16 protein-coding genes are annotated in these 22,858 nt (G+C 61.1%); 10 read left to right on the top strand and 6 right to left on the bottom strand.

Annotation, left to right across the window (positions count from 1 at the left end):
• Window position 1: 1 nt before the first annotated feature.
• Entirely contained in the window at window positions 2-685 is a 684-nt protein-coding gene (gene dapB, locus QM649_RS14740) for a 4-hydroxy-tetrahydrodipicolinate reductase (protein WP_415199816.1), read from the top strand.
• A 68-nt stretch (window positions 686-753) separates the two neighbouring features.
• On the opposite strand, the gene QM649_RS14735 is transcribed toward dapB, so the two are convergent.
• From QM649_RS14735 to QM649_RS14725, 3 genes are all read right to left on the bottom strand, one after another.
• Window positions 754-3,039: a penicillin acylase family protein gene (locus tag QM649_RS14735; RefSeq protein ID WP_415199815.1), complete on the bottom strand. Its 2,286-nt coding sequence runs from the start codon at window positions 3,037-3,039 to the stop codon at window positions 754-756.
• A 75-nt stretch (window positions 3,040-3,114) separates the two neighbouring features.
• Window positions 3,115-3,903: a trehalose-phosphatase gene (gene otsB, locus QM649_RS14730; protein WP_415199814.1), complete on the bottom strand. Its 789-nt coding sequence runs from the start codon at window positions 3,901-3,903 to the stop codon at window positions 3,115-3,117.
• A complete protein-coding gene (locus tag QM649_RS14725) occupies window positions 3,900-5,414 on the bottom strand; it encodes an alpha,alpha-trehalose-phosphate synthase (UDP-forming) (RefSeq protein WP_415199813.1) in 1,515 nt (504 codons plus the stop codon). Before QM649_RS14725 ends, otsB begins: the two co-directional genes overlap by 4 nt.
• 295 nt (window positions 5,415-5,709) lie before the next feature.
• Between QM649_RS14725 and QM649_RS14720 the strand changes: the two genes are divergently transcribed.
• The 4 genes from QM649_RS14720 (at window position 5,710) to QM649_RS14705 (ending at window position 11,262) form a co-directional block, all read left to right on the top strand.
• Entirely contained in the window at window positions 5,710-6,264 is a 555-nt protein-coding gene (locus QM649_RS14720) for an RNA polymerase sigma factor (protein WP_415199812.1), read from the top strand.
• A complete protein-coding gene (locus QM649_RS14715; protein ID WP_415199811.1) occupies window positions 6,254-6,907 on the top strand; it encodes a hypothetical protein in 654 nt (217 codons plus the stop codon). Before QM649_RS14720 ends, QM649_RS14715 begins: the two co-directional genes overlap by 11 nt.
• Window positions 6,908-6,919: 12 nt before the next feature.
• The gene (locus QM649_RS14710; RefSeq protein WP_415199810.1) at window positions 6,920-7,453 is read left to right on the top strand and encodes a hypothetical protein; all 534 of its coding nucleotides are present in this window, start codon (window positions 6,920-6,922) and stop codon (window positions 7,451-7,453) included.
• Window positions 7,454-7,647: 194 nt separating this feature from the next.
• Window positions 7,648-11,262 (top strand): glycosyl hydrolase 2 galactose-binding domain-containing protein, encoded by a 3,615-nt coding sequence (locus QM649_RS14705; RefSeq protein WP_415199809.1) that lies wholly within the window; start codon window positions 7,648-7,650, stop codon window positions 11,260-11,262.
• Window positions 11,263-11,332: 70 nt separating this feature from the next.
• Here the strand turns inward: QM649_RS14705 and QM649_RS14700 are convergent, their stop codons facing one another.
• Window positions 11,333-13,048, bottom strand: coding sequence for a sulfatase-like hydrolase/transferase (locus QM649_RS14700; protein ID WP_415199808.1), 1,716 nt, complete (start codon window positions 13,046-13,048; stop codon window positions 11,333-11,335).
• 147 nt (window positions 13,049-13,195) lie between these two features.
• On the opposite strand from QM649_RS14700, the gene QM649_RS14695 reads away from it, so the two are divergent.
• From QM649_RS14695 to QM649_RS14680, 4 genes are all read left to right on the top strand, one after another.
• A complete protein-coding gene (locus QM649_RS14695) occupies window positions 13,196-15,478 on the top strand; it encodes a Tex family protein (RefSeq protein WP_415199807.1) in 2,283 nt (760 codons plus the stop codon).
• A 194-nt stretch (window positions 15,479-15,672) separates the two neighbouring features.
• The gene (locus QM649_RS14690; RefSeq protein WP_415199806.1) at window positions 15,673-17,652 is read left to right on the top strand and encodes an enterotoxin; all 1,980 of its coding nucleotides are present in this window, start codon (window positions 15,673-15,675) and stop codon (window positions 17,650-17,652) included.
• Window positions 17,653-17,757: 105 nt separating this feature from the next.
• Window positions 17,758-18,573 (top strand): transcriptional repressor AgaR, encoded by an 816-nt coding sequence (gene agaR / locus QM649_RS14685; protein WP_415199805.1) that lies wholly within the window; start codon window positions 17,758-17,760, stop codon window positions 18,571-18,573.
• 63 nt (window positions 18,574-18,636) lie between these two features.
• A complete protein-coding gene (locus QM649_RS14680; RefSeq protein WP_415199804.1) occupies window positions 18,637-19,245 on the top strand; it encodes a DinB family protein in 609 nt (202 codons plus the stop codon).
• 118 nt (window positions 19,246-19,363) lie between these two features.
• On the opposite strand, the gene QM649_RS14675 is transcribed toward QM649_RS14680, so the two are convergent.
• Both QM649_RS14675 and QM649_RS14670 read right to left on the bottom strand, forming a co-directional pair.
• Window positions 19,364-20,497 (bottom strand): citrate synthase, encoded by a 1,134-nt coding sequence (locus tag QM649_RS14675; protein ID WP_415199803.1) that lies wholly within the window; start codon window positions 20,495-20,497, stop codon window positions 19,364-19,366.
• Between the two features lie 245 nt (window positions 20,498-20,742).
• Window positions 20,743-21,798, bottom strand: coding sequence for an NAD(P)/FAD-dependent oxidoreductase (locus QM649_RS14670; RefSeq protein WP_415199802.1), 1,056 nt, complete (start codon window positions 21,796-21,798; stop codon window positions 20,743-20,745).
• A 162-nt stretch (window positions 21,799-21,960) separates the two neighbouring features.
• Here QM649_RS14670 and QM649_RS14665 point away from each other — a divergent pair, with 162 nt between their 5' ends.
• The gene (locus tag QM649_RS14665; RefSeq protein WP_415199801.1) at window positions 21,961-22,791 is read left to right on the top strand and encodes a hypothetical protein; all 831 of its coding nucleotides are present in this window, start codon (window positions 21,961-21,963) and stop codon (window positions 22,789-22,791) included.
• Window positions 22,792-22,858 lie beyond the last annotated feature (67 nt).

Raw genomic sequence — 22,858 nt, 5'->3', positions numbered from 1 at the left:
AATGCGGTTGCTGGTTTTAGGACGTGGCAAGACGGGCCGCATTGTGGCCGACATCGCGCATGAGCGCGGACATAGTGTGCGCGTGCTGGCATCGGATGAGAATCGCGACGCCAGCGCGCTCACTGCGCCGTTTCTTGCGCAGTTCGACGCGGTGATCGATTTCACCTCGCCGGAGGCGGTGGTCGGCAACATGCGCGCATGCCTGGCGAATGGCGCGCACATGGTGGTGGGCACGACCGGCTGGTACGGTCAGCTCGAAGACATGCGTGCGCTGGCTGCGCGCAAGGGCGCGGGCTTCCTCTATGGAACAAACTACTCGGTGGGTGTGCAGGCGACGCTGAAGCTGGCGAAGGAATTGGCGAAAGCTATTCCACACTACCGCTTTTCCATCAGCGAGACGCATCACGTGAGCAAGAAGGACGCGCCCTCGGGCACGGCTCTTACGCTCAAGCAGGCGCTGCAGACCGCTGTGCCGGGGCTCGAAGTCGAGATCACCTCGCATCGCGAAGGCGATGCTTCCGGGCTGCACGTGATCGAGGCGCGATCGGAGAACGATGTGATCGAGCTGAAGCATGAGGCTTTCTCGCGACGCGGCTTTGCCGAAGGCGCGGTGCGCGCGGCCGAGTGGATTCACGACAAGACCGGAGTATGGGACTTCAGCGAAATCTCCTCGCAACTCAGCTAAACTGTTTGCGATGTGAATCAAAAGAAAAGGCAGCGTCCTGCGACGCTGCCTTTTCTTTTGGGTGAAGACTACTGGCCCGGATGGTACACGCGCTCGGTGTGGCCCTTGAGCTGGTCGGGATAGAAGTAGACCTCGCGCAGGTTGCCGCTGATGTAGCGTTGTGCCTCGTCGTCGAAATGCGGTGAGGAGGGATGGCCGCTCTCACCTCCCGCTGTGACAGCGCGGGCACGTATGCGCGGACCGAATTCGACTATTGCGACGAAGCTGTTGCCCACGGTGCCGTACCACTTCTTGGTGTTGGGATAGGCGTGCGCGCCGAAGGCGGCGAGCGATCCCCACACGGATGAGGTGAAGCCTACGGGAAGGCTCGGAGCTGCGTCATTGAAGGGCTGCTGGATGTCTCCGGTAATTCGCTGGAAGCGGTTGATCTGCCCCCACGGCGTCTTCCATGTGCCGAAGCTCGTGGTGAGCTTTGCCGAGGCTGCAGCGAGTGTCCCGAGCAACTCGTCGGGCGTAGCCTGCTTTGCCGCGTATTCCTGCACCGCGAGACCAGCGATGCGTGCGTCCGGTGCAATCTTTGGGGTGAGCGTGCTGCGCAACTCGGTACCCCAGAAGATGGCAAGCGATGTGGCGACGGAGTCGGCGCTCCAGCGCTGGTCCCAGTCGCGCAGGGTGCTCACCTCTGCGACAAGCTGCGCCTTGCGCGGATCATTCTGCGGCAGGTTGTCCCAGGCCTTCACCAGTGCGGGGATGGGCTTATCGAACCATGGCAGGTAGCTGTCGAAGGCGAGCGTGAGCAGCGAATCGAGGGTGAAATCAGGATGATTCGTGAGCAGCCGGATGGCGTGCTGGCCGCGCGCCGTTTCGCCGCCCATTTCCACATAGGCAGGGAAGTCACTGGCCTTGAGGCTGCTCTCTCCAGAGCCAGCCCACGGCCAGTTGTTCACGTTGAAGATATAGCCGCTTTTCGGGTTGAGCAGATGCGGTGTCTCTTCGACGCTGAGCAGACCGTGCCAGTCCGTCGCGGGATCGCTGCCGTCGACGGGACGTGTGAAGTCGAAGTGCGGATCGCGGCGTGGGATGAAATTGCCGTGGAAGTAGGCGATGTCCCCGTCGGCATCGGCGAAGAGCGTGTTGTTGGAAGAGTTCGCCTGCAGCTCCATGGTCTTCCAGTACTCGCTGTAGGTGCGGGCCTTGGTGCGCAGGTACGACTGTTCGAGCGCCGCGATGGGGATATTCATGAGCCGCATGGTGACCCAGCGGCTGCCGTCCGCGCTGATGACGGGTCCATGCGAGGTGTAATAGACGGTGAAGGTGCGCGTGGCGATGCCCGAGGGCGTGGAGTAGCGTAGCGTGACTTTGCGCTCGGTGACAGGACGCCACTCGCCGCCGTATTTGTAGAGCCAATTTCCGTTGCGTGTGGTTACCGTCTCGACATACTCGTCGACGGCATCGACGCCGCTGGAGGTATGCATCCAGCCTGCACGGTCATTGAAGCCCTGATAGATGAAGAACTGTCCCCATGTGACTGCGCCGTAGGCGTTGAGGCCTTCGTCGCTGGACATTTGTAACTCGGAACGGAAGAAAAACGATGTGTGCGGATTGATGAGCAGCAGTGCGTGATGATCGACGGTGTGCGGGGCGGCGATGACGATGCCGTTCGAGCCCTGTGGCTCAGTATCGAGCGTGTCGGGATCGAAGCGGTCCGGGTTTGCGAGCATGGCCAGTTCGCGCGGCGTGGGCGGAAGCTCTGGTTGAACGGAGGCTGTGCCCGCTTCGTGCGGCTGCGTGTAGAAGGCTGAGAGCGCCTTGAGATTCACGCGCTCGATATCGCCGCCGATGCTGCCTTCGGTGAAGGAAAGCGCCATCCACGGCTCGAAGTGATGGAGGACGGCAGGATGCACATCCGGATGCGTGGCGAGGTAATAGTTGAGGCCATCTGCCCAGGCATGCATCAGCGCCTGCAGCCATGCAGGGCTTTGCGTATAGAGCCGCTGGAGCTCGACCGGATCGATGAAGAGTTGTTGGCGCAGATCCTCCCAGAGAGCGCTCTCGCCTTCGGCTTCTGACAGGCGGCCCAAGGCGACGAGGTAATTGCGCTCGATGCGGGGGTAGTCGTCCTCGGCCTGCGCATAGATCATGCCGAAGACCGCGTCGGCATCGGTCTTGCCGTTGACGTGAGCGATGCCCCAGTCATCGCGCGTAATGGTGACCTGCGCAGCTTCGTGCTGCAGGCGTGCAAGCTCGGTGCTGGATTGCGCGTTGGCGTTGCTGGTAGCGGGGAGCAGGGTTGCGATTGCGGCGAGGAGCAGGGCGCGGGTCGAGATTCGGCCGAGGAATTGGCTGCAGGGCAATCGGGCCTCCATGTGCGGTATCAGAGCGGATGATGGCACATGGAGGGCGTCAACACAATACGGCAATTCCTGCGATCAGGATGCGGGGGAAGGCGTGACGATGCCGCGGATCATTTCGAGGACGGTGCAAACTTCCGCAGGATCCTTGGCGCGGAACCCTGCGGCGGTTGGGCCCTCTCCAACTTTGATGGAGATGGTCACAGGCGGGGTGAGAAAGATGTCTTCGTCGGTGCGGTCATCGCCCATGGCAATGGAAAGCGGACTGGGCGCGGGAAAGCGGGAGAGAATCCATTCCGAGGCCTTGCCCTTGTTCCAATCCACACGCGGGCGAACTTCGATGACCATCTTGCCTTCATGCAGCGCTACCAGGTCGAGAAAGACCCCGGTGACGGACTGTGTGATGTGCAGCACGCGCGAGACAAGCGCCGGATCGACATTGCGATAGTGCACGCTGAGGCTCGATTGCTTGTCTTCCACCTGCGCGCCGGGGACGGCCTGAAGTTTTTCAGAGAGCTGCACGCTGATAGTGCGGATGGCTTCGCCGGCGCGGGTGAGGTCGACACCGTCAAACGCAAGACCGGGACCTTCGATTTCGAGCCCGTGATTTCCGGCGTAGATGGCATCGAGGCCGACGCGGGAGCGAAGATCGTCGAGCGCGCGCCCGCTGATGAAGGCGAGCGTCACGCGCGGCGAGGCGTGGAGTGCAGTCAGCGCAGCGCGTGTGGCTTCAGGGAGCTCGGCGATTTCGGGCCGCTGTACCAGTGGGGCAAGCGTTCCGTCGAAGTCAAGCAGCAGGACGATGTGCGATGCGGAGGTGACAGCCTCACGCAGCAGGGGGAGATGGTCAACGAGCGGAGCCGTCACTGTGCCTCCTCTTCCTCTTCGGCCTGCGCTGAGGAAATCTCGAAGCGAAGCAGCTGCGAGAGGATATTTGCTGCCCAGTCGTAAATATTATTCTCCTCCACGTCCCGCCGCATACGCCGCATGCGCTTGCGCCGCTCCTCCTGCTTCATGCTGACGGCTTGGGCAATGGCTTCGGCGATTTCTCCGATGGCGAAGGGATTTACCAGCAATGCGTCGCCGAGCTCGCGCGCGGCTCCCGTAAAACGGCTGAGGATGAGGACGCCGTCTTCATCGAAGCGGCTGGCGACGTATTCTTTCGCGACGAGATTCATGCCGTCATGCAGGGATGTGACGACGCAGAAATTCGCCAGACGGTGGAGCGCGATGAGCTGGCGCGGGGTAAAGTATTGCCTGAGAAAGATGACCGGCTTCCATGAGCCGCTGGCCCACTTCTGGTTCATGGCGTCGACCATCTTCTCGACTTCTTCGCTGACGGCCTGGTATTGCTGGATTTCCATGCGGCTGGGCACGCCGATCTGCACAAACTGCACGCGGCCGCGGTATTCAGGGTGTTGCTCGAGGAAGTAGTCGAAGCCCTGCAGCCGGTCAGGGATGCCCTTGGTGTAATCGATGCGGTCAATGCCGATGCCGAGAAACTCGATGCCGGAAGTATCCAGCGAAAGACGCTTCCGCCACTCTTCCATATCCGCCTGCACTTCAGAGCTGAAGGCCGTGCGCACATGCGCGTCGAAGTCGATGCTGATGGGAAAGGGCCGCACCAGCGTCTCATGTCCGCCGCGCATCACGTTGGATTGCTCGGTGTTGACGATGGACTCGATGTTGCGGTCGACCGTCTCCAGGAAGTTGGTGCAGTGATAGCGCAGCTGGAAGCCGAGCAGATCGTTGCCGAGTAGCCCGTCGAGGATCTCCTCTTTCCAGGGAAACGCGCGGAAAGCCTCGGCGTTAGGCCACGGGATGTGCCAGAACTGCGCGACGATGAGTTTTGGATTGCGCTGCTTGAGCATGCGCGGCAACAGCGCGAAGTGATAGTCCTGGATGAAGACGAATGCGGCTTCCTCGCCGGCTTCTTCGAGGATGGCGTCGGCGAAGACCTGGTTGGCGCGACGATAGCTCTCCCAGTCTCGCGGACGGAAGGTGGGCCGCACGAAAGAGATGTGGCAGAGCGGCCAGAGGCCTTCGTTGGCCATGCCGTTGTAGAATTCGCGCTGCAGCTGTTCGTCGATCCAGACGCGGCGCAGGGTGTAGCTGGGATTTTCCGGTGGCACCGCGACGTGATCGTGCTCGTCGACCGTTTCACGATCGGCATCGCCGGTGCCCTGCGCGATCCACACGCCATTGGAGGCCTGCATGACCGGATCGAGTGCGAGGGCCAAACCTCCGGCTGGCCGGCTGACCACTATCTCATCGTCCTTCCGGCTATGAACATACGGCTCACGGTTGGAGACGACAAGGAACTTGACTTCCTGCAGCTCTTTGCGGATCAGCTTTTGCAGCGTCTTACGATTCGACATGCTCTCTTTCTTTCCGGGCGCCCGGGAGGAGAATGCTCCTGTGAGCTCGTCCGTGGCAGCTTCCTGTCTAAGGTTTATCTGGATTCATGGGTGCGGCACCGCTGCAGTGCCGTGTGCTTTGCGATGGATAAATCCTAGTTATTAGATGACAAGGGATATGGATTGGCTGTCTGCGGAGGCTGCTGGCCTTGGCCATCATTCCTGGCAAAAGAAAAATGAACACTGCTTCCCTTTGTCTCGTCCTGGAGAGTGAACGGCAGAATGGTTGTGCGGACCGGAAGGGGAGCGGACGGGCTTGAGCGCGGACGAGGCGGAGTTTGAGGCGCTGGTGGAGCGGCATTCCCGCTTCGTCTTTCGCGTCGCCTATGCCTTGTTGCGCCATCGCGAGGATGCTGAGGACGCTGCGCAGGAGACGTTTCTGAAGCTGTATCGCAATGACAGCTGGAAGGGGATGGAGGACGAACGCGCGTTCCTTGCGCGGGCGGCATGGCGCGTGGCTGTGGACAGAATGCGCGGGCAGCGCAATGTGGCGGAGCGCAGACACGCAAGTCTCGACGAAGAGGACTGCGGCATTGCGGAGCCGGTTTCGGACGATCTGTCTCCGGAGCAGCTGGTGATGGATGCGGACTCGTTGAAGGCCGTGCAGGCAATGATCGACGCGCTGCCGGAAGAGCTACGGCAGGTGCTGGCGCTCTCGGCGGTGGAGGAAATGAACTCGCGGGAGATATCGGAAGTGCTATCCGTACCGGAAGGAACCATACGCACGCGGCTGATGCGGGCACGACAGCTATTGAAAGAGAAGATGGCCGCGAAGCTGGAGCGGCGAAAGGAGGGACGCTATGCGCGATGATGCTTTCGATCGGAAGGACGAGGAGCTGGAAGCTTTGCTGGATGCTGCTCTGATGAACTACGCGCAGGCTGAGCGGGAAGATGAGGCTGTCGCAGGTGTGGCATCGCGCACCTTAACTGCGGTGCGCGCGAAGGCCGCATCCGGGATCGCATCCAGGACGAAGCCCAGGCGAGGTTCTGTATGGATGTTCTGCGCACTGCCAATAGCGGCTGCGCTGGTGATGGCCGTGGTGCTGCCGTTGCGCCATCGCGCGAGCCCGACGACTGCTGTCCAGGTTGCGCACGGTGGAGACATGATTTCTCATGGCACGTCGCCTGCGATGGCAGGAGGCAAGTCTCTGCAGGCGCACGAGAATGTTCCTCATGTCTCCCAGTCGATGACTGCGATGCATGCGAGCGTGCATGTGCAGAGAAAGGCCCCGGCCGCGGAATTGTTACCGAAGAGGGAAGTTTTTCCTACGCCAACGCCTTTGTCCCCCGAGGAGCAGACCCTGATGGCCATGGTGCGGCGTGATCCGCGACAGGCGCAGCAGGCGATGTCGATGCCGGAACAGAAGCCGATAGAGCCATTGGAAATTAAGCCGGTGATGATCGCGGCGATTGAGGTTGCACCATTGAATCCGCCTGATAAGGGCAAGAACTAAGAGGAGGATGTGATGAAGAAGTGGGGATGGCTGGGAGCGCTGCTGCTGGCGATGGCCGGGCTCAGCATGTGTGCAAAGGCGTATGCCGAAGATACGCCGAAAGAAACGCACTACTATCGTCTGGACTTTGTGGTGAAGGAGATCGGTCCTGATGGAAAAGTAGTCAATGCCAGAAACTATAAAACCGCAATATCGACCGGTTCGGGATTATCCCCCGTCGCCGTAAGAACAGGGACAAAGCTTCCGGTTCAGACAGCCGATAAAGACAGCGTGATTCAGATTCAATATATCGATGTCGGTGTGAATATCGATTGCCGTGATGCAAAGGAGACGCCGGATGGCCTGGCTCTCAAAGTCAGTGCGGAAATCAGCAGCCTTGCAGGAAGCGGAAGCCCCGGCGTTGGCGGGAGTCCTATCATCCGGCAGAACAAGTGGGAGACAGCGACCGTGGTCGCGCCGGGAAAACCGACGACGATCCTTTCCTCTGACGATCTGGACAGCAAAGGGAAGATGGAAGTTGAGCTGACGGCAACACAGATCCACTGAACGTATTTGCTTTTATCCGAGAAGGCCACGGCCCGCGTAAATGTTACGCGGGCTGTGGCCTTTTGCTTCCGACTTGATGGCGCATGAGGTTCGGCGATAGTGTGTACCCTGTGCCCGGTTATGCGATTTACTCGCGGTGATGAGAGGGCACGGCCATACGAAAGGGTTCGATGTCCACCTCACGACGCGTTTTTTTGAAGAGCACCCTGATTGCGGGCGCAGGCATGGCTATGCCCGCCGCCCATGCCTCTGCTGAAACTTCTGCCACGGCCCTGGACGAACCTGCCGGCGTTGCCGAGAACACAACCGCCGCCGCTGCGGAATTTACGCGCGGGATTGGCCTGTATCCGGGGGCGGCGGAGGAGAACTTTGCGCCGGAGCTGGTGATTGATGCGACGACCTATCGCAATCTGGCGCTCCGGCGGCCCGCCTTCCATTCGAGTGCGTATGACTACAACCTGACGGCGCAGCTGGTGACTGACGGCGTGAAGGATACGCGGATGCCGAGCTGGGTCGCGGTCTCCATGAACCGGCAGGGCGAGCTGCCTAAGCCGGATCGCGAAACGCTCTTGAACCACTACGAGGCAAGCCCGCAGGAGCTCAAGGGTTCCTCGCCCTCGGTGCAGGTGATGATGCTGGGCGGTGACGAGCTGCCGGAGATCGATAAGCTGAAGGTCTTTCTTGTGATGCCGAAGCACATACCGGCATCGGCGATCCGTTTGACGATATCTGTCTCCGATGACGGGCGCACGTGGACAGAGGTCGCGAGCCTTGAAGGCCCGGAGACGACCTCACCCGCGCCGTATCCGCCGGATATTTCGCATGGAGCGAACCTCTTCTATCCCGAGATTTCGCTGAAGCAGGCGTATCGCAGCCGCTACTACGAGGTGAGGTGCTCGCTTCAAGGCGATGAAGAGGGCGCACAGTGGCAGATGGGGCAGATCGAATTCTGGCGTGGCAGCGAGCGTGTGCAGGTGGGCGGTCCGTACAGCTTCACCAGCGCATGGATGAGCGCGGGCAGCGGCGAAGAGTGGGTCTATGTGGACCTGGGTGCACGCTGCGAGTTCGACCGCATCGCTCTTTATTGGATTGCGCGCGCGGCCGAAGGGAAGATCCAGCTTTCGGATGACGCCGAGTCGTGGCGCGATCTTCAGGCGCTTGCAGCAAACAATGGCCAGGTCGATGACCTGCACCTCCCCTCGTCGCAACGTGCGCGCTATGTGCGCGTGTTGATGACGCGGCCCACCTCGGCGCAGGGCTACCTGCTGAGTGAAATTGAGGTGTATGGCCGCGGCGGCCCGGTGGCGAAGCCGAAGGCCGCGCAGCAACCTGCCGCAGACGGCAGTCTGAATATCGCAGGTGGGGACTGGCGCGTGGAGCGCATTACCGCGTTGAGCTCTGCGACGGGCGAGGCGCTCGCGACTGCCGGCTATAAAGACGACAGCTGGGTGGTGGCGACGGTACCGGGCACGGTGCTGACGTCCTACCTGAATGCGGGAGCCATCCCGGATCCGAATTTTGGTCAGAATCAGTTACATATTTCAGATTCATACTTCTATTCGGACTTCTGGTATCGCACGGAGTTCACCGCTCCCGCTGTTGGGCACGGGCAGACGACGTGGTTGAACTTCGACGGCATCAACTGGAAGGCCGATGTTTACCTGAATGGCGAAAAGCTGGGTCGGATCGAAGGTGGATTTATGCGCGGGCGCTTCGATGTCTCCGGCAAGCTCAAGCCGGGGCAGGTGAATGCGCTGGCGGTGAAGGTCGAAAAGAATGTGACGCCGGGAGCCTGCAAACAGAAGACGTGGGAGAATCCGAGCCGCAACGGTGGTGCTCTGGGGCGCGACAATCCGACGTATCATGCGTCGATTGGGTGGGATTGGATTCCTACGATCCGAGGGCGTAACAGCGGCATCTGGGGCGATGTATATCTATCTGTAACCGGAGCGGTAACAGTTGAGAACCCGCTGGTGGTATCGACACTTCCGCTGCCCGATACCTCGCGCGCCGATCTGAAGATCGAAGTCGAGCTTTGGAATCACACCTCGAAGCCGGTGATCGGCACGCTCACGGGCAGGTTCGGATCGGTAAAGTTCGCGCAGCATGTCGATCTGGAAGCTGCGGAGAAGAAGACGATTCGCCTGGATACGGTGACGCATCCTGAATTGCGGATCGACAAGCCCGAGTTGTGGTGGCCGACGGGCTATGGAGAGCCGCATCTCTATGACGTCGAGCTGAGCTTCGAAGGGCGGGACCATAAGATCACCGACACGAAGAAGTTCAAGGCCGGCATCCGGCAGATGACGTTCAGCGAAGAGGGCGGCAAGCTCAAGCTCTTTATCAACGGGCGCAGGTTTGTGGCGCGCGGCGGCAACTGGGGCTTCGGCGAATCGATGCTGCGTTATCGTGCGCGCGAGTATGACGCGGCGCTGCGTTATCACCGCGAGATGAACTTCACGATGGTGCGCAACTGGGTGGGGCAGATCGGCGACGAGGCTTTCTGGGAGGCCTGCGACCGGCACGGCATCGTGGTGTGGCAAGACTTCTGGCTGGCGAATCCGTGGGATGGTCCGATCCCGGATGACAACGCGCTCTTTCTCAAGAATGCGCGCGACTACATTCTGCGCATCCGCCGTCATGCCTCGATCGGACTCTACTGCGGCCGCAATGAAGGCTATCCGCCGCCGGTGCTCGACGCAGGCATTCGCAAGCTGCTTGCGGAACTGCATCCGGATATTCACTACATCGGCAGCTCGGCTGACGACGTGGTGAGCGGCCACGGCCCGTACAACGCGCTGCCCACGGCGGTGTACTTCGATATGGCCGACAGCCGCATGCACAGCGAGATCGGCATGCCGAACATTCCGCCGATCGAGAGCGTGCGTGCGATGATGCCGGAGAAGGCGATCTGGCCGCAGGGGCTCGACTGGGGGCTGCATGACTTCTCGCAGACCGGCGCGCAGGGCGGCAGTTCGTTCCTCGGCATCATCAACGACAGCTACGGTGGCGCACAGTCGGGCGAGCAGTGGGTGGAACTCGCGCAGTTCGTAAACTACGAAGGTCACCGCGCGATGTTCGAGGCGCAGAGTAAGTACCGCATGGGCGTGCTGCTGTGGATGAGTCATCCCTGCTGGCCGTCGTTTGTGTGGCAGACCTACGACTACTACTTTGAGCCGACAGCAGCGTACTTCGGCGCGAAGAAGGGGTCGGAGCCGCTGCACATCCAGTGGAACCGTACGACGGGGAAGATCGAAGTGGTGAACTACAGCGGTGGCATTCAGAGCGGGTTGACGGCTCAGGCTGAGATCGTGAACCTCGATGGCGAAAAGAAGTGGTCGAAGTCTGCTTCGCTTGATAGCAGGGAAGACAGCACGGAGACGCCAATCGAGATCCCGTCGATGGACGGATTGACATCGGTACACTTCCTGAGGCTTTCGCTCACACAGGGTGAGAAGGAGCTTTCGAGCAACTTCTATCTGCGGGCGATCAGGGAAGGCGACTATCGTGCCATCCGGCAATTGGCGAAAGCGCAGGTGCGCGCGACAACGAAGGCAGCACAGCAGGGAGACCAGTGGCTTCTGACGACGGAGCTCGAGAATACGTCACAGACACCGGCACTCATGACACGGTTGAAGGCTGTGCGCGAGCGCAGCGGCGACCGCATTCTGCCGGCGATCTACAGCGATAACTATATTGCGCTGATGCCGGGTGAAAAACGCACCATTGTCATCGAGCTGAAGCATGCGGATACGCGTGGAGAGGCGGCGAAGGTGGTGGTGAGCGGGTTCAACGTGACTGCTTCATAATCTTGTTCTGAATATGCGAAAAGCCCGGATCTTGAGATCCGGGCTTTTTTATCGTTGCAGCAGTTACGAATTACGCCGGTTTGGTGAAAAGCTGCATGTCCCCACCTGCTGTGGGCAGATCCTTGAAGCGGGCGATGCGAAACTCGGCCCAGAATCCGATCCAGCGTGGATCCGCTTCGAGCGCGGCACCCAGGCGCTGAATCATATGGCGGCGTACTTCTGCATATTTCGGGTTGTCGATGAGGTTTACCGCATCGTCGCTTTCGAGGTCGTAGAGTTCATCTTTCGGTGAGCTGGCGTTGTAGGAGTAGAGATAGCGGCGCCCGTCGTCGTAACGATGTTGCGTGCCGCAGGCAAAATTCACGCCGACATGCCATCCTCCGAAGAAGAAGAGCGTGCGGTCCTCGTCTCCGGCGCCGCTACGCAGATGCGGCAGGAGCGAGATGCCGTCGAAGTGGGCCTCAGCTTTGATGCCTCCGGCATCGAGGAAGGTCTGCGAGATATCCATGAGCGAGACCGGTGTCTCAACCCGTTTGTGCTCACGCGGTGCGGTGCGCGGCGGCTTCAGGATCATGGGCACGCGTAGCACATCGGGATAGATGTAGACACCCTTGTCAACCATGGCGCGGCGGCCGTTCATCTCGCCGTGGTCGGAAATGAAGGCGATGAGTGTGTTGTCGTAGAGGCCGAGCTCCTTGTACTTCGCGAGCACCTGGCCGATGACCTCATCGACGATTTCCATCTGGAGAACGTTCGCAACGCGGTAGTCGATGAGCTGGTGCGGATCGTAGATGCCCCAGTATTTCCTGTACAGGTCTACGATCTCCGGCTCGTTGCCCGCTGGTTCGAAGTCGCGCTGCTGTGCGGCGTGGTAGCTCTCGGGCAGTGTCATGATGGCACGCAGTTCGCGCTCGCGATCTTCATATCCTGCGGGGATCGAGAAGGGCTGGTGCGGATCGAAGATATCGAGCTGGAGATAGCTGGGGTGTCGCGCGAGTGAGCCGTCGGCGATGAGACCTTCGAGCGTGCCGATGATCTTCTGCCCGAGGTAGTAGCTGTATTGCGCCTCTTTCGGAAAGGGCTTGCCGTCCTCCTGGACGATCCATCCGCCTGCGGAGTTACCGGGTGTCTTGCGGTCCTGCTGCTTGAAGACGATCTCGCGTGCGTACTGTTGCGGCTTTACCTCGAGGCGGCGTTGATAGGCGAGGAAGTCGTCGTCATCGAAGACAGGCGGCGACCAGCGGTCCCATGGCTGATCGTTTTCGCCGAAGGCATCGAGGAATTTCTTCGTGCCGACGTGGCATTTGCCTACCTGACGGGTGAGGTAGCCGGCTGCCTTGAGGTATTCCGGAAAGATGGTGTCGTCGGAACGCAGCTCGGTTTGCAGGCCCTGGGGCGCTCGCTCGCCATTGCCCTGGATGTAGCTGTAGCGGCCGGTAAGGTACGAGGCTCGCGATGGAGCGCAGAGCGGCACGGTGCAGAAGGCGTTCTCGAAAAAAGTGCCGTCTTCCATCAGCGAGCGGATGTTGGGGATGCGGACTTGCTGCGAGAGCGGCCGCGCGGGGTGATACATGTCCGGGCCGACCATGTCCGCCGAGATAAGCAGCAGGTGCGGCGGCTTGCCGCCGGCGTCGAGATGAAACGGGCTGGATGCAGCGCGGGTGAAGCGCAGCGGCGTGGAGCCTGGCTGGCCTGCGGATTGTTGCGCATCCGCGGAGGATGGCGGCAGCAGGCCGCTGCCGGCGAGTGCGCCGGACATGAGGCCGCAGAAGGTGCGTCGGTTCATCCGGAAGGAGACCTCGAGCTGGAATAGGGACGGAGCCGTTCTGATGGAAGGATACGACGGGATAAGAAGGTAGGTACGGCCAGGTACCCATAAAGGGCCGCCGGTACATTTCCTCACTGTGGACATTTAGCATGAATACAGACGTTCATGAGCGACCCGAAGAATCTCTCCCCTGAAGTTCTTGCGCACATTGCGAACCTTCTCGAGCTGCCGCTGCGCAGCGTTGTTTCCGTCATCGAACTGCTGGATGCGGGCGGCACAGTGCCGTTTATCGCGCGTTATCGCAAGGAGCAGACCGGCAATCTCGACGAAGTACAGATCCGCAACATCGAGGAAAAGCTGGCCTACTTCCGCGAACTGGAAGACCGCCGCGAGACCGTGCTTGCCTCCATCGCGGAGCAGGGCAAACTGACCGACGAGCTGAAGGCGCGCATCGAAAAGGTGCTCGAGAAGAGCGAACTCGAAGACCTGTACCTGCCCTACAAGCCGAAGCGGCGCACGAAGGCGACCGTTGCGCGCGAAAAGGGCCTGGAGCCGCTGGCGCAGTACCTGTGGGCGCAGGAAGCGGGTGCGCAGTCGCTGGACGAGCAGCTGCCTGCGTACATCAACGCCGAGCTGGGCGTGACGAATGCGGACGAGGCGCTCGAAGGCGCTCGGCACATTGTGGCTGAGTGGATCACGGAAGTGGCCGAGCTGCGCAAGGCGCTGCGGCAGCTGATGTTCGACGAGGGCGTGGTGGTGAGCCGGAAGGCTCCGGATGCCAAGGACGAGCAGGAAAAGTTCAAGATGTATTACGAGTATCGCGAGGCGGCGAAGCTGATTCCGTCGCACCGCATGCTCGCGATCCGGCGCGGAGAGAGCGAGAATGTGCTGTACTTCCTCATCGAGCTCGAAGCGGAGCGGCCTCTGGGGCTGATGCGTGCGCACGTGTTGCGGGCGCAGCAGGGCGACTGGACGCGGCAGCTGGAGCTGGCGATTGAAGATGCGTGGACGCGCCTGCTGAACTCTTCGATCCAGGCGGAGATTCGCCTTGAACTGAAGCAGCGTTCAGACGCGGAGGCAATCGGCGTCTTTCGCGACAACCTCTTCAACCTGCTGCTCTCACCTCCGGCCGGCCCGATCGCAGTGCTGGGCATCGACCCTGGCTTGCGCACTGGCTGCAAGATCGCAGTCGTGGATGAGACGGGTAAGATGCTCGCGCACGATGTGATCTATCCGCACACCTCGAAGCACGGCATTGCTGAGGCAGGCGAGAAGCTCACGCGGCTGATGCAACAGCATCCGGTGCGCGCGATTGCTATCGGCAATGGCACGGCTTCGCGTGAGACGGACTCCTTTGTGCGTAGCTTCCTGCGCGAGAAGCAGATCGAGGACATCTTCTCGGTGACCGTAAGCGAGTCGGGCGCAAGCGTCTACTCGGCATCGGACATCGCGCGGCAGGAGTTTCCGGATCTTGACCTGACGGTGCGCGGAGCGATTTCGATTGCACGACGCCTGCAGGATCCTCTATCCGAGCTGGTGAAGGTCGATCCGAAGTCGATCGGTGTGGGCCAGTATCAGCATGATGTGGACCAGCGGCAGCTGAACGATTCGCTCGAGAAGGTGGTCGAGAGCTGCGTGAACCGCGTGGGCGTCGATCTCAACACCGCATCGTGGACGCTGCTGCGTTATGTGGCGGGCGTCACCGAGCGTACGGCCATCAACATCGTGCAGTATCGCGATCTCAACGGACGTTTCCGTTCGCGCGCGCAGCTGAAGGATGTGACCGGCGTCGGCCCGAAAACCTTCGAGCAGGCCGCGGGCTTCCTTCGCATCCGCGGTGGCGAGCAGCCGCTGGACATGACGGCGGTGCATCCGGAGTCATACCCTGTGGTGGAGCAGATCTCGACGATGCTCGGAACTTCCGTTGAGGAAATCATCAAGAAGCCGGAACTACTGGAGAAGGTAGACCGCAGCCAGCTGACGGCGGGTGTCTTCACGCTGAATGACATCCTCGAAGAACTGCGCAAGCCGGGCCGCGATCCCCGCGACAAGTTCGTCGCGCCGAGCTTCCATGACGAAGTGCACGAGATCAGCGATCTGCGCGATGGCATGGTGCTCGAGGGCATTGTGACCAACGTGACGAAGTTCGGCGCGTTCGTGGACATCGGCGTGCACCAGGATGGCCTCGTCCACATTAGCGAGCTCTCGAACAAATTCATCAAGGATCCGTCCGAGGCGGTGAAGGCCGGGCAGATCGTGAAGGTGAAGGTGCTGAGCGCGGATGCGAAGACGAAGCGCATTTCGCTCTCCATGAAGGCGCTGATGGCTCCCTCGGCACCGCCTCCGAAGAAGGGCGGCGGCAAGCCGGCTGCAAAGGCCGAGCCGGCAAAGCCGATGAGCATGAACGACAAGCTGGCCGCGCTTTCGAACAAGTGGAAGGTGCGCTAGAACCGTCCGGCAGAGGCAAAAGAGAAGAGCCCGGAATCGCCGATATGGCGGTTTCGGGCTTTTGCTTTTGTGCGGAAGCCGGGAGCTTGGGGTCGTTTCTTTTTATTTCGATTGATTACGTTATCGCATTCGTTGTAAAACCATCGTGTTCCGCAAAAAAACAGGTACAGGCAGGGTTTTCAGTGAAGCGTGGAGTGTCTTTTGCTTTGGCGATGGCGGGTGTGCTGGCGGGTGCGGGCGTAGCGCAGGCTCAGGCAGGCAAGGCGGAAGCGATTCGTCACGGTGACAGTTACACACTCGGCGACGATGCTATCGCGGCACGCTGGTCGATTGCAGATCATCATCTTTCCGCGCTGACAGTCGAAGACCGGCTACACCATACGAGCATTACGCTGCCTGCGCCCTTCGCGCTACGCTTCAAGACCGGTGAGGTCGAGAGTGCCGATAGCCTTTCCATCACCGATGCGGGGTTTCACGCGCTGGAGGCGAAGACGGATGTCTCGCGCGCGTCGGATGGCATCCCGGGGCAGGAGTTCGATGCGACCTTTGCCGCGCCCGAGTCCGGCGTGACGGTGAAGTGGAGTGTGGTGCTGCGCGATGGATCGCAGTATGTGCGGCAGTTCGTGACGCTGATGGCATCGGGTAAAGATGCCCCGGTGGAGCAGGTACGTTTGATCGACGCGGCGCTGCCGGGTGCGCAGGTCGTGGGCTCGGTGAAGGGATCGCCGGTGGTGGATGGTGACTTCTTCCTGGGCTTCGAGCATCCACTCTCTGACAGCAAGGTGACCGTGGGCCGCGTGACGGCGGCGATCGACCGGGATTTGCCGCTGAAGGCAGGGCAGTCCGTGACGTATTCCTCGGTGGTGGGCGTGGCGCACACCGGGCAGATGCGCCGCGACTTCCTTGCGTATATCGAGCGTGAACGGGCGCATCCTTACCGCACGTTTCTGCACTACAACTCGTGGTACGACATCGGCTATTTCACTCCTTATGGAGAGAAGGATGCGCTGGACCGCGTGAATGCCTTCGGACGCGAGCTGCATGACAAGCGTGACGTGACGCTGGATTCGTATCTCTTTGACGATGGATGGGACGACCACACGACGCTGTGGAGCTTCAACAAGGATTTTCCCAGCGGCTTTACGCCGATCCGCGAGGCTGCGGCCAAGTATGGCGCGGCTCCGGGCGTGTGGATGTCTCCCTGGGGCGGCTATGACAAGCCGAAGGCGGAGCGCGTCGCGTACGGCAAAAAGCAGGGCTACGAGATTGTGGACGATGGCTTCGCGCTCTCCGGGCCGAAGTACTACGACCGTTTCCGTGATGTGTGCCTGGAGATGATCCGCAAGTACGGTGTGAACCAGTTCAAGTTCGATGGAACGGGAAATGCAAACAGCGTCTTCCCGGGCAGCCGCTTCGACAGTGATTTCGGCGCGGCGATTCACTTGATTGGCGAACTGCGCGAGGTGAAGCCGGACATATACATCAACCTGACTACCGGCACTTATCCGTCGCCGTTCTGGCTACTGTATGCGGATTCGATCTGGCGCGGCGGCGAGGATGACAGCGTGGCCGGCGTGGGACCGTATCGCGAGCGCTGGATCACCTATCGTGACGCGGACACATACGACGAGGTGGTGAAGGCGGGACCGCTCTATCCGCTGAATTCATTGATGCTGCACGGCATGATCTATGCGGCGAAGCACCGGCATCTGGATGCTGATCCTGGCAATGATTTCCCGAACGAGATTCATTCGTACTTTGGCACGGGCACGCAGCTGCAGGAGATGTACATCACACCGTCGCTGCTGACGCAGCAGAACTGGGACGACTTGGCCGAGGCGGCGAAGTGGTCGCGCACGAATGCGGATGTGCTGAAGGACACGCATTGGGTGGGCGGCGATCCGGCGTGGCTGGAAGCGTATGGGTGGGCGTCCTGGTCGCCGCGCCGCGGCATCCTGGTGCTGCGCAACCCCAGCGACAAGCCGCAGAGCATCGGCATCGATATCCAGAAGGCTTTCGAGCTGCCGAAGGGCGCGGCACAGCGCTACTCGGCGAAGAGCCCGTGGAAAGCCGATGCGGCGCAGCCGGCACTGGAGCTGCGGTCGGGCGAGGCGCATACCTTTGTGCTCAAGCCCTTCGAGGTGCTGACGCTCGATCTCGACCCACTCTCGTAATGTGCGTTCGAGCAACAGGGAAGGGTGTTCCGGCTTGAATCCTTCCATCGGTGACAAGTAGCATAGCCTTCATTCCTACTGCGATATCTGATGAGAGCAAGGCCCATGAAACAAGTGACCCAACCGCAACGACGTGCCGCTTCCGCCGAGGTCGATTCGCTGATGGCCGAGGAGCGGCGGCAACAGATTCTGGCGATGCTGCAGGCCGAGGGCCGCGTGATCGTTGGAGACCTCTCGCAGCATTTCGGCGTCTCGCAGATCACCATCCGCAAGGATCTCGATGCGTTGCAGGAGCGCGGCCTGTTGCAGCGCAGCCACGGCGGCGCGCTGCCAGCGTCTTCCAGCGCGCTCTTCGATCCATCGCTCCAAGAAAAGCAGGAGCAGCGTGCCGCGGAGAAGCAGCGCATCGCCGCTGCGGCGGTAAAGCTGGTGACCGACGGCAGCTGCGTGATGCTCGATTCGGGTACGACGACGGCGGCCATCGCGCAGGGGCTGCGGCGCTTCTCGTCGCTGACGATCATCACCAACGCGATCAATATTGCGGCTGACCTGGGCAATACGAACTTCGAGATCATCCTGACAGGCGGCACGCTGCGGCGGAATTCCTTCTCTATGGTCGGGCCGATTGCCGAGGATGTACTCAAGGAGATGCACGCCGACATCCTGTTCCTGGGCGTGGATGCATTCGACGTGGAGTCCGGATTGTTTACGCCGAACCTGCTCGAGGCGCGGGTGAATCGCGCGATGATCGCGGCCTCGACGCGAGTGGTGGCGGTATGCGATTCGACGAAATTCTCGCGGCGCAGCCTCTCGCGCATCGCGCCGGTCTCGTCGCTGCATCACGTCATTACGGATCGGGAGCTGCCGGAGACGGCGGCGGAGAGCATCCGGGCGCTGAACGTGGAGTTGACGCTGGTCTGACGCGCATTTGACGCTTCCCGCATAGCTTTCTGGTAGGCTGGCTGCGCAGTTGAGGAGGCGGGAATGACGAAAATGCGATGTCTTATGACGGCGGCATGTTGCGCAGTGCTGACGCTGCCGGTGATGAGTATGGCCCAGGATATGGCTTCGGCGAAGCCTATGCCGAAAATGGCGGTGGAAGGAACTCCGCTGACCCCGGCGGCCAGCCTGAACGCGGCGCTCTCTGTATTTGAGGAAGAAGTGGTGGGCGCGGCCGAAGCAATGCCTGCCGAGAAATATGACTTCGCACCCTCGGTTCCGGGCGGTGAATTCAAAGGCGTGCGCACCTTTGGTGAACAGGTGAAGCACCTGGCAGGGTCGAGCTCCGAGTTCTTTCATGGCTTTGGCGTGACGGGCGGAGTCGATCCGAAGATGCTGGACAATTTGAAGACGAAGGACGAGCTGGTGAAGGCGCTCAAGGACAGCTTTGCCTATGCGCATACGGCCATCAGCTCGATTACGCCGGAGAATGCGTTTCTTGCCCTGAAGGGGCCGGAAAACTTCAAGTCAACGCGTGTCTCGATGGCGTCGTTTTACATGGCGCATTCCATGGATCACTACGGGCAGATGGTGGAGTATCTGCGCATGAATGGCATCGTGCCGCCTGCGAGCCGGCCTGGCGCTTCGATGTGATGTTCCCCACTCAAGCCAACTTCGGGCTTGAATGGGCCACCGTCAGAGTTGGCGCAAAACAGAAAGGGCGTCCGCGAGGACGCCCTTTCTGTTTTGCTTGCGATGTGAAGCTTCGCGCTTAGCGGTTTTCGATGGCGATGTACTTGGCCGGATATTCGGGGCCGATGTACTCGGCGCGCGGACGGATCAGGCGGTTGTCGTCAAGCTGCTCGATGACGTGCGCGGCCCAGCCGGAGATGCGGCTGATGGCGAAAATGGGCGTGAAAAGGTCGAGGTCAATGCCCAGCGTGGTGTAGGTGGAGGCCGAGTAGAAATCGACGTTCGCATTGAGCTTCTTCTCTTCCTTCACGAAGAGCTCGATCTTGCGGGACATCTCGTACCACTTGGGGTTGCCGTCGGCCTTGCCCAGAGCCTCGGACATGCGGCGGAGGTGCGTCGCGCGCGGGTCTTCGGTGTGGTAAACGCGGTGGCCGAAGCCGGAGATCTTCTTCTTGGCGGCGAGCAGCTCGCGCACGTACTCGACCGGGTCCGCACCCTTCTTGTCGATCTCGAAGAGCAGGCGCATCACGGCTTCATTCGCGCCGCCGTGCAGGGGGCCCTTGAGGGCGCCGATGGCGCCGGTGATGGCCGAATGCACGTCGGAGAGGGTCGCGGCGATAACGCGCGCGGCGAAGGTCGAGGCGTTCAGCTCGTGGTCGGCGTGCAGGATCAGCGCGACATCGAAGGTCTTAGTCGCGGTCTCGGAGGGCGTCTCGCCGGTGAGCTGCTGCAGGAAGTGCGCGGCATGCGAGAGCGACTTGTCCGCGGGGACGACTTCCTTGCCCTTGCGGATGCGGTCGAAGGCCGCAACGATCATGGGGATCTGCGCGGTCAGCGCGAACGACTTGCGAACGTTCGAGTCATGGTCGACGGCCTTTTCGTCGGCGTCGTAGGTGCTCAGTGCGGAGACGGCGGTGCGCAGCACTTCCATTGGCGTCGCGGTCTTCGGCAATGCCCGGATGAGGTCGAGGATGGCGGGGGGCAGTTCGCGCGCGTCGGCCAGCTTCTTGCTGAACTCGTCCAGCTCGGCCTTAGTGGGCAGCTTGCCGTTCCAGAGGAGATAGGTGATCTCTTCAAAGGTCGACTTTTCTGCCAGTTCGTGAATGTCGATTCCGCGGTAGGCCAGCACGCCCGCATCGCCGTCAATCCAGCAGATGCCGGAGTTTGCTGCCACAATCCCTTCAAGACCCTTCGCTGCTACCGCAGTCGCCATACGATTTGCTCCTTACTGAATGTTTACGGATGAAATCCTTATCGGTTTCGCGCCGTTGCTCCTGTTATCGGATGCCGGAATGCCCGAGATCGAACCATCGGCTATGCGGAAGCTTCCTGCGGGCGAAAGAGAGCTAAAGAACGTTTATAACGCAGTGCGTATTCGATTGTCATGCGGCCGGGGCCAGGTCCTGGCTACGTGGAAGGCCTCCGCGCCGGCCCTTCAGCCGCGCGGAGCGCCATAGGTTATTGGACGGATGAGAGGGCGAAGCGGTCGCAGCGGAAAGGCGTCGGATCGACGCTCAGTTGTTGTCCTTCAATGAATTCCCGCATCAGGCGGGCAGTGCCGGGCGCCTGCAGGATGCCGTTGCGATAGTGAGCGACGGCAGCCCAGGTGCGTCCTTTGCCCTGATCGTCCAGTGGGCCGAGTATCGGCAGGTGATCGGGCGATACCGGGCGCAATCCTGCCCAGGTAGAGACGATGGTGGCGTTGCCGATCGGAGGCCAGAGTGCGGCGGCGCGGGCCAGCAGAGCCTGGATGTCGTCGTCGTGGACCTGCTTGTCGAAGCCTGCGTCCTCGACCGTGGCGCCGATGACGAAATAACCGCCGCCGCGAGGCACGATGTAGACGTCCGGGGAGCGGAGCACGCAATCGAGCGGGTGGTCGAGCGAGGCGTAGATCATCTGGCCCTTGCGCGGCGCGGCGGGCAGGCCCGGCAACTGCGCGGCCCATGCGCCGGTGGTGTAGACCACCTGCCCGGCCAGCCAGCTGCCATTTGAAGTCACGATTTCGATGCCATCGGCGCGGTCATGCACGGCTTCCACGGATGTCTGCTCGAGCAGCGAAATCCCGGCAGCGCGTACGGCGACCGGCAGCGCGGCGGAGAGTTCAGGCGGGCAGATGCTTTCCTCTTCAAGGAAGAAAGCGCTTTTCCCGCTGGTATTGAGGCCGGGAGCGACGGAGGCGATCTCCTCGGGCGTGGCCTCGGTGAAGCCTTCCGGCAGATGATGGGCGACCTGGATGGAGCGCCGGGTGTGAACCGGAACGGCCATGCCGGAGAGGCGCTCGACCTGCTGGCGGAAATCCGTCCAGAGGCTGCGGCTGAGGCTCGAAAGCTGCTTGAGCTCGGCGGGATTTTCGGGGTCCTGATCGGCAAGCATGCCGGCTGCGGCTACTGAGGCTTCCGAGGCAGCAGTGCCACGCTCAAAAACCGTAACCTGGCGGCCAGCTGCGACGAGCTCGAGTGCGAGGGACAGACCGATGATTCCGCCACCGACGATGGCAATTTCTGTAGAGTCCACGCACTTTATTGTAGTCCCTGGAATGAAGCCTCTGGATGCGGGGCTGCCACGCAGGCCGGGCTGGAGCCGTCTTTGCCCTATGGCGGAGTGCCGGTAACCGGCTATGCTCTTGAGAGCCGGACGCCGGACGCAGTTCGTGAGCAAGAGAAAGGAAGCAACGCAATGAGTGATGGATCGTTGAGCGGAGAAGAGCGGAGCTATTCGGGACTGTTTCTTGTGTTGCTGGTCGTGGCCGTGCTGGCCGCGGTCGGCGGACTGGGCTGGAGCTATTACCTGTCCGGGCGTCTGACCAATGCGGAAGCGAAGCTCTCGCAGGCGCAGCATCAGAATGACAGGCTGTCCACGGCGCTGGACGAGACGAACGCGCGGCTGAAGGTGACCAGCGATACGCTGGGCAAGTCGCTGGGCCTGACCCAGAAGCAGCTGGAGATGCGCGCCGAAGACCTCATGCGTCGCCAGCAGGCGGACTCGCAGCGCCTGGAGACGGAGCAGAAAGAAACGCAGCGGGCGGTCAACTCTGTCTCGAGCGACGTTTCAAGCGTGAAGACGGACGTGGGCGGCGTGAAGAGCGATCTCGGCAACACGCAGACTCAGCTGAAGTCCGACGAAGCGCAGCTGCAGAGCATGAAGGGCGACATGGGCGTGCAGAGCGGCCTGATCGCGACCAACCATGACGAGCTTGAAATCCTGAAGCACAAGGGCGATCGCAACTACTTCGAGTTCACTCTCGACAAGGGGCAGCGGAAGCCTGTCTCGACGGTGAGCCTGGAGCTGAAGAAGGCGGATGCGAAGCACAGCCGCTACACGCTCGAGGTTTATGCGGATGATAAGAAGATCGAGAAGAAGGACCGCGGCCTCAATGAGCCGGTGCAGTTCTATACGGGCAAGGACAACAACCTGTACGAGCTGGTGGTGAACAGCATCGACAAGAACCAGGTGCGGGGATATATCTCTACTCCGAAGTCGGCGCCGATGCCGGTAACTACGAACTAGGGTTTAGAAAAGCGAGGGGCGGGGGCCAAAGAATGGCCGCCCCCCCCATTAATTTGCCGGGGTGTTT

Origin of the sequence: Silvibacterium sp. (assembly GCF_047605705.1) — a bacterium.
Lineage (GTDB): Bacteria > Acidobacteriota > Terriglobia > Terriglobales > Acidobacteriaceae > Silvibacterium.
Note: the sequence above shows the minus strand (reverse complement) of the source record. Positions and strands in the feature narration are given on the sequence as shown.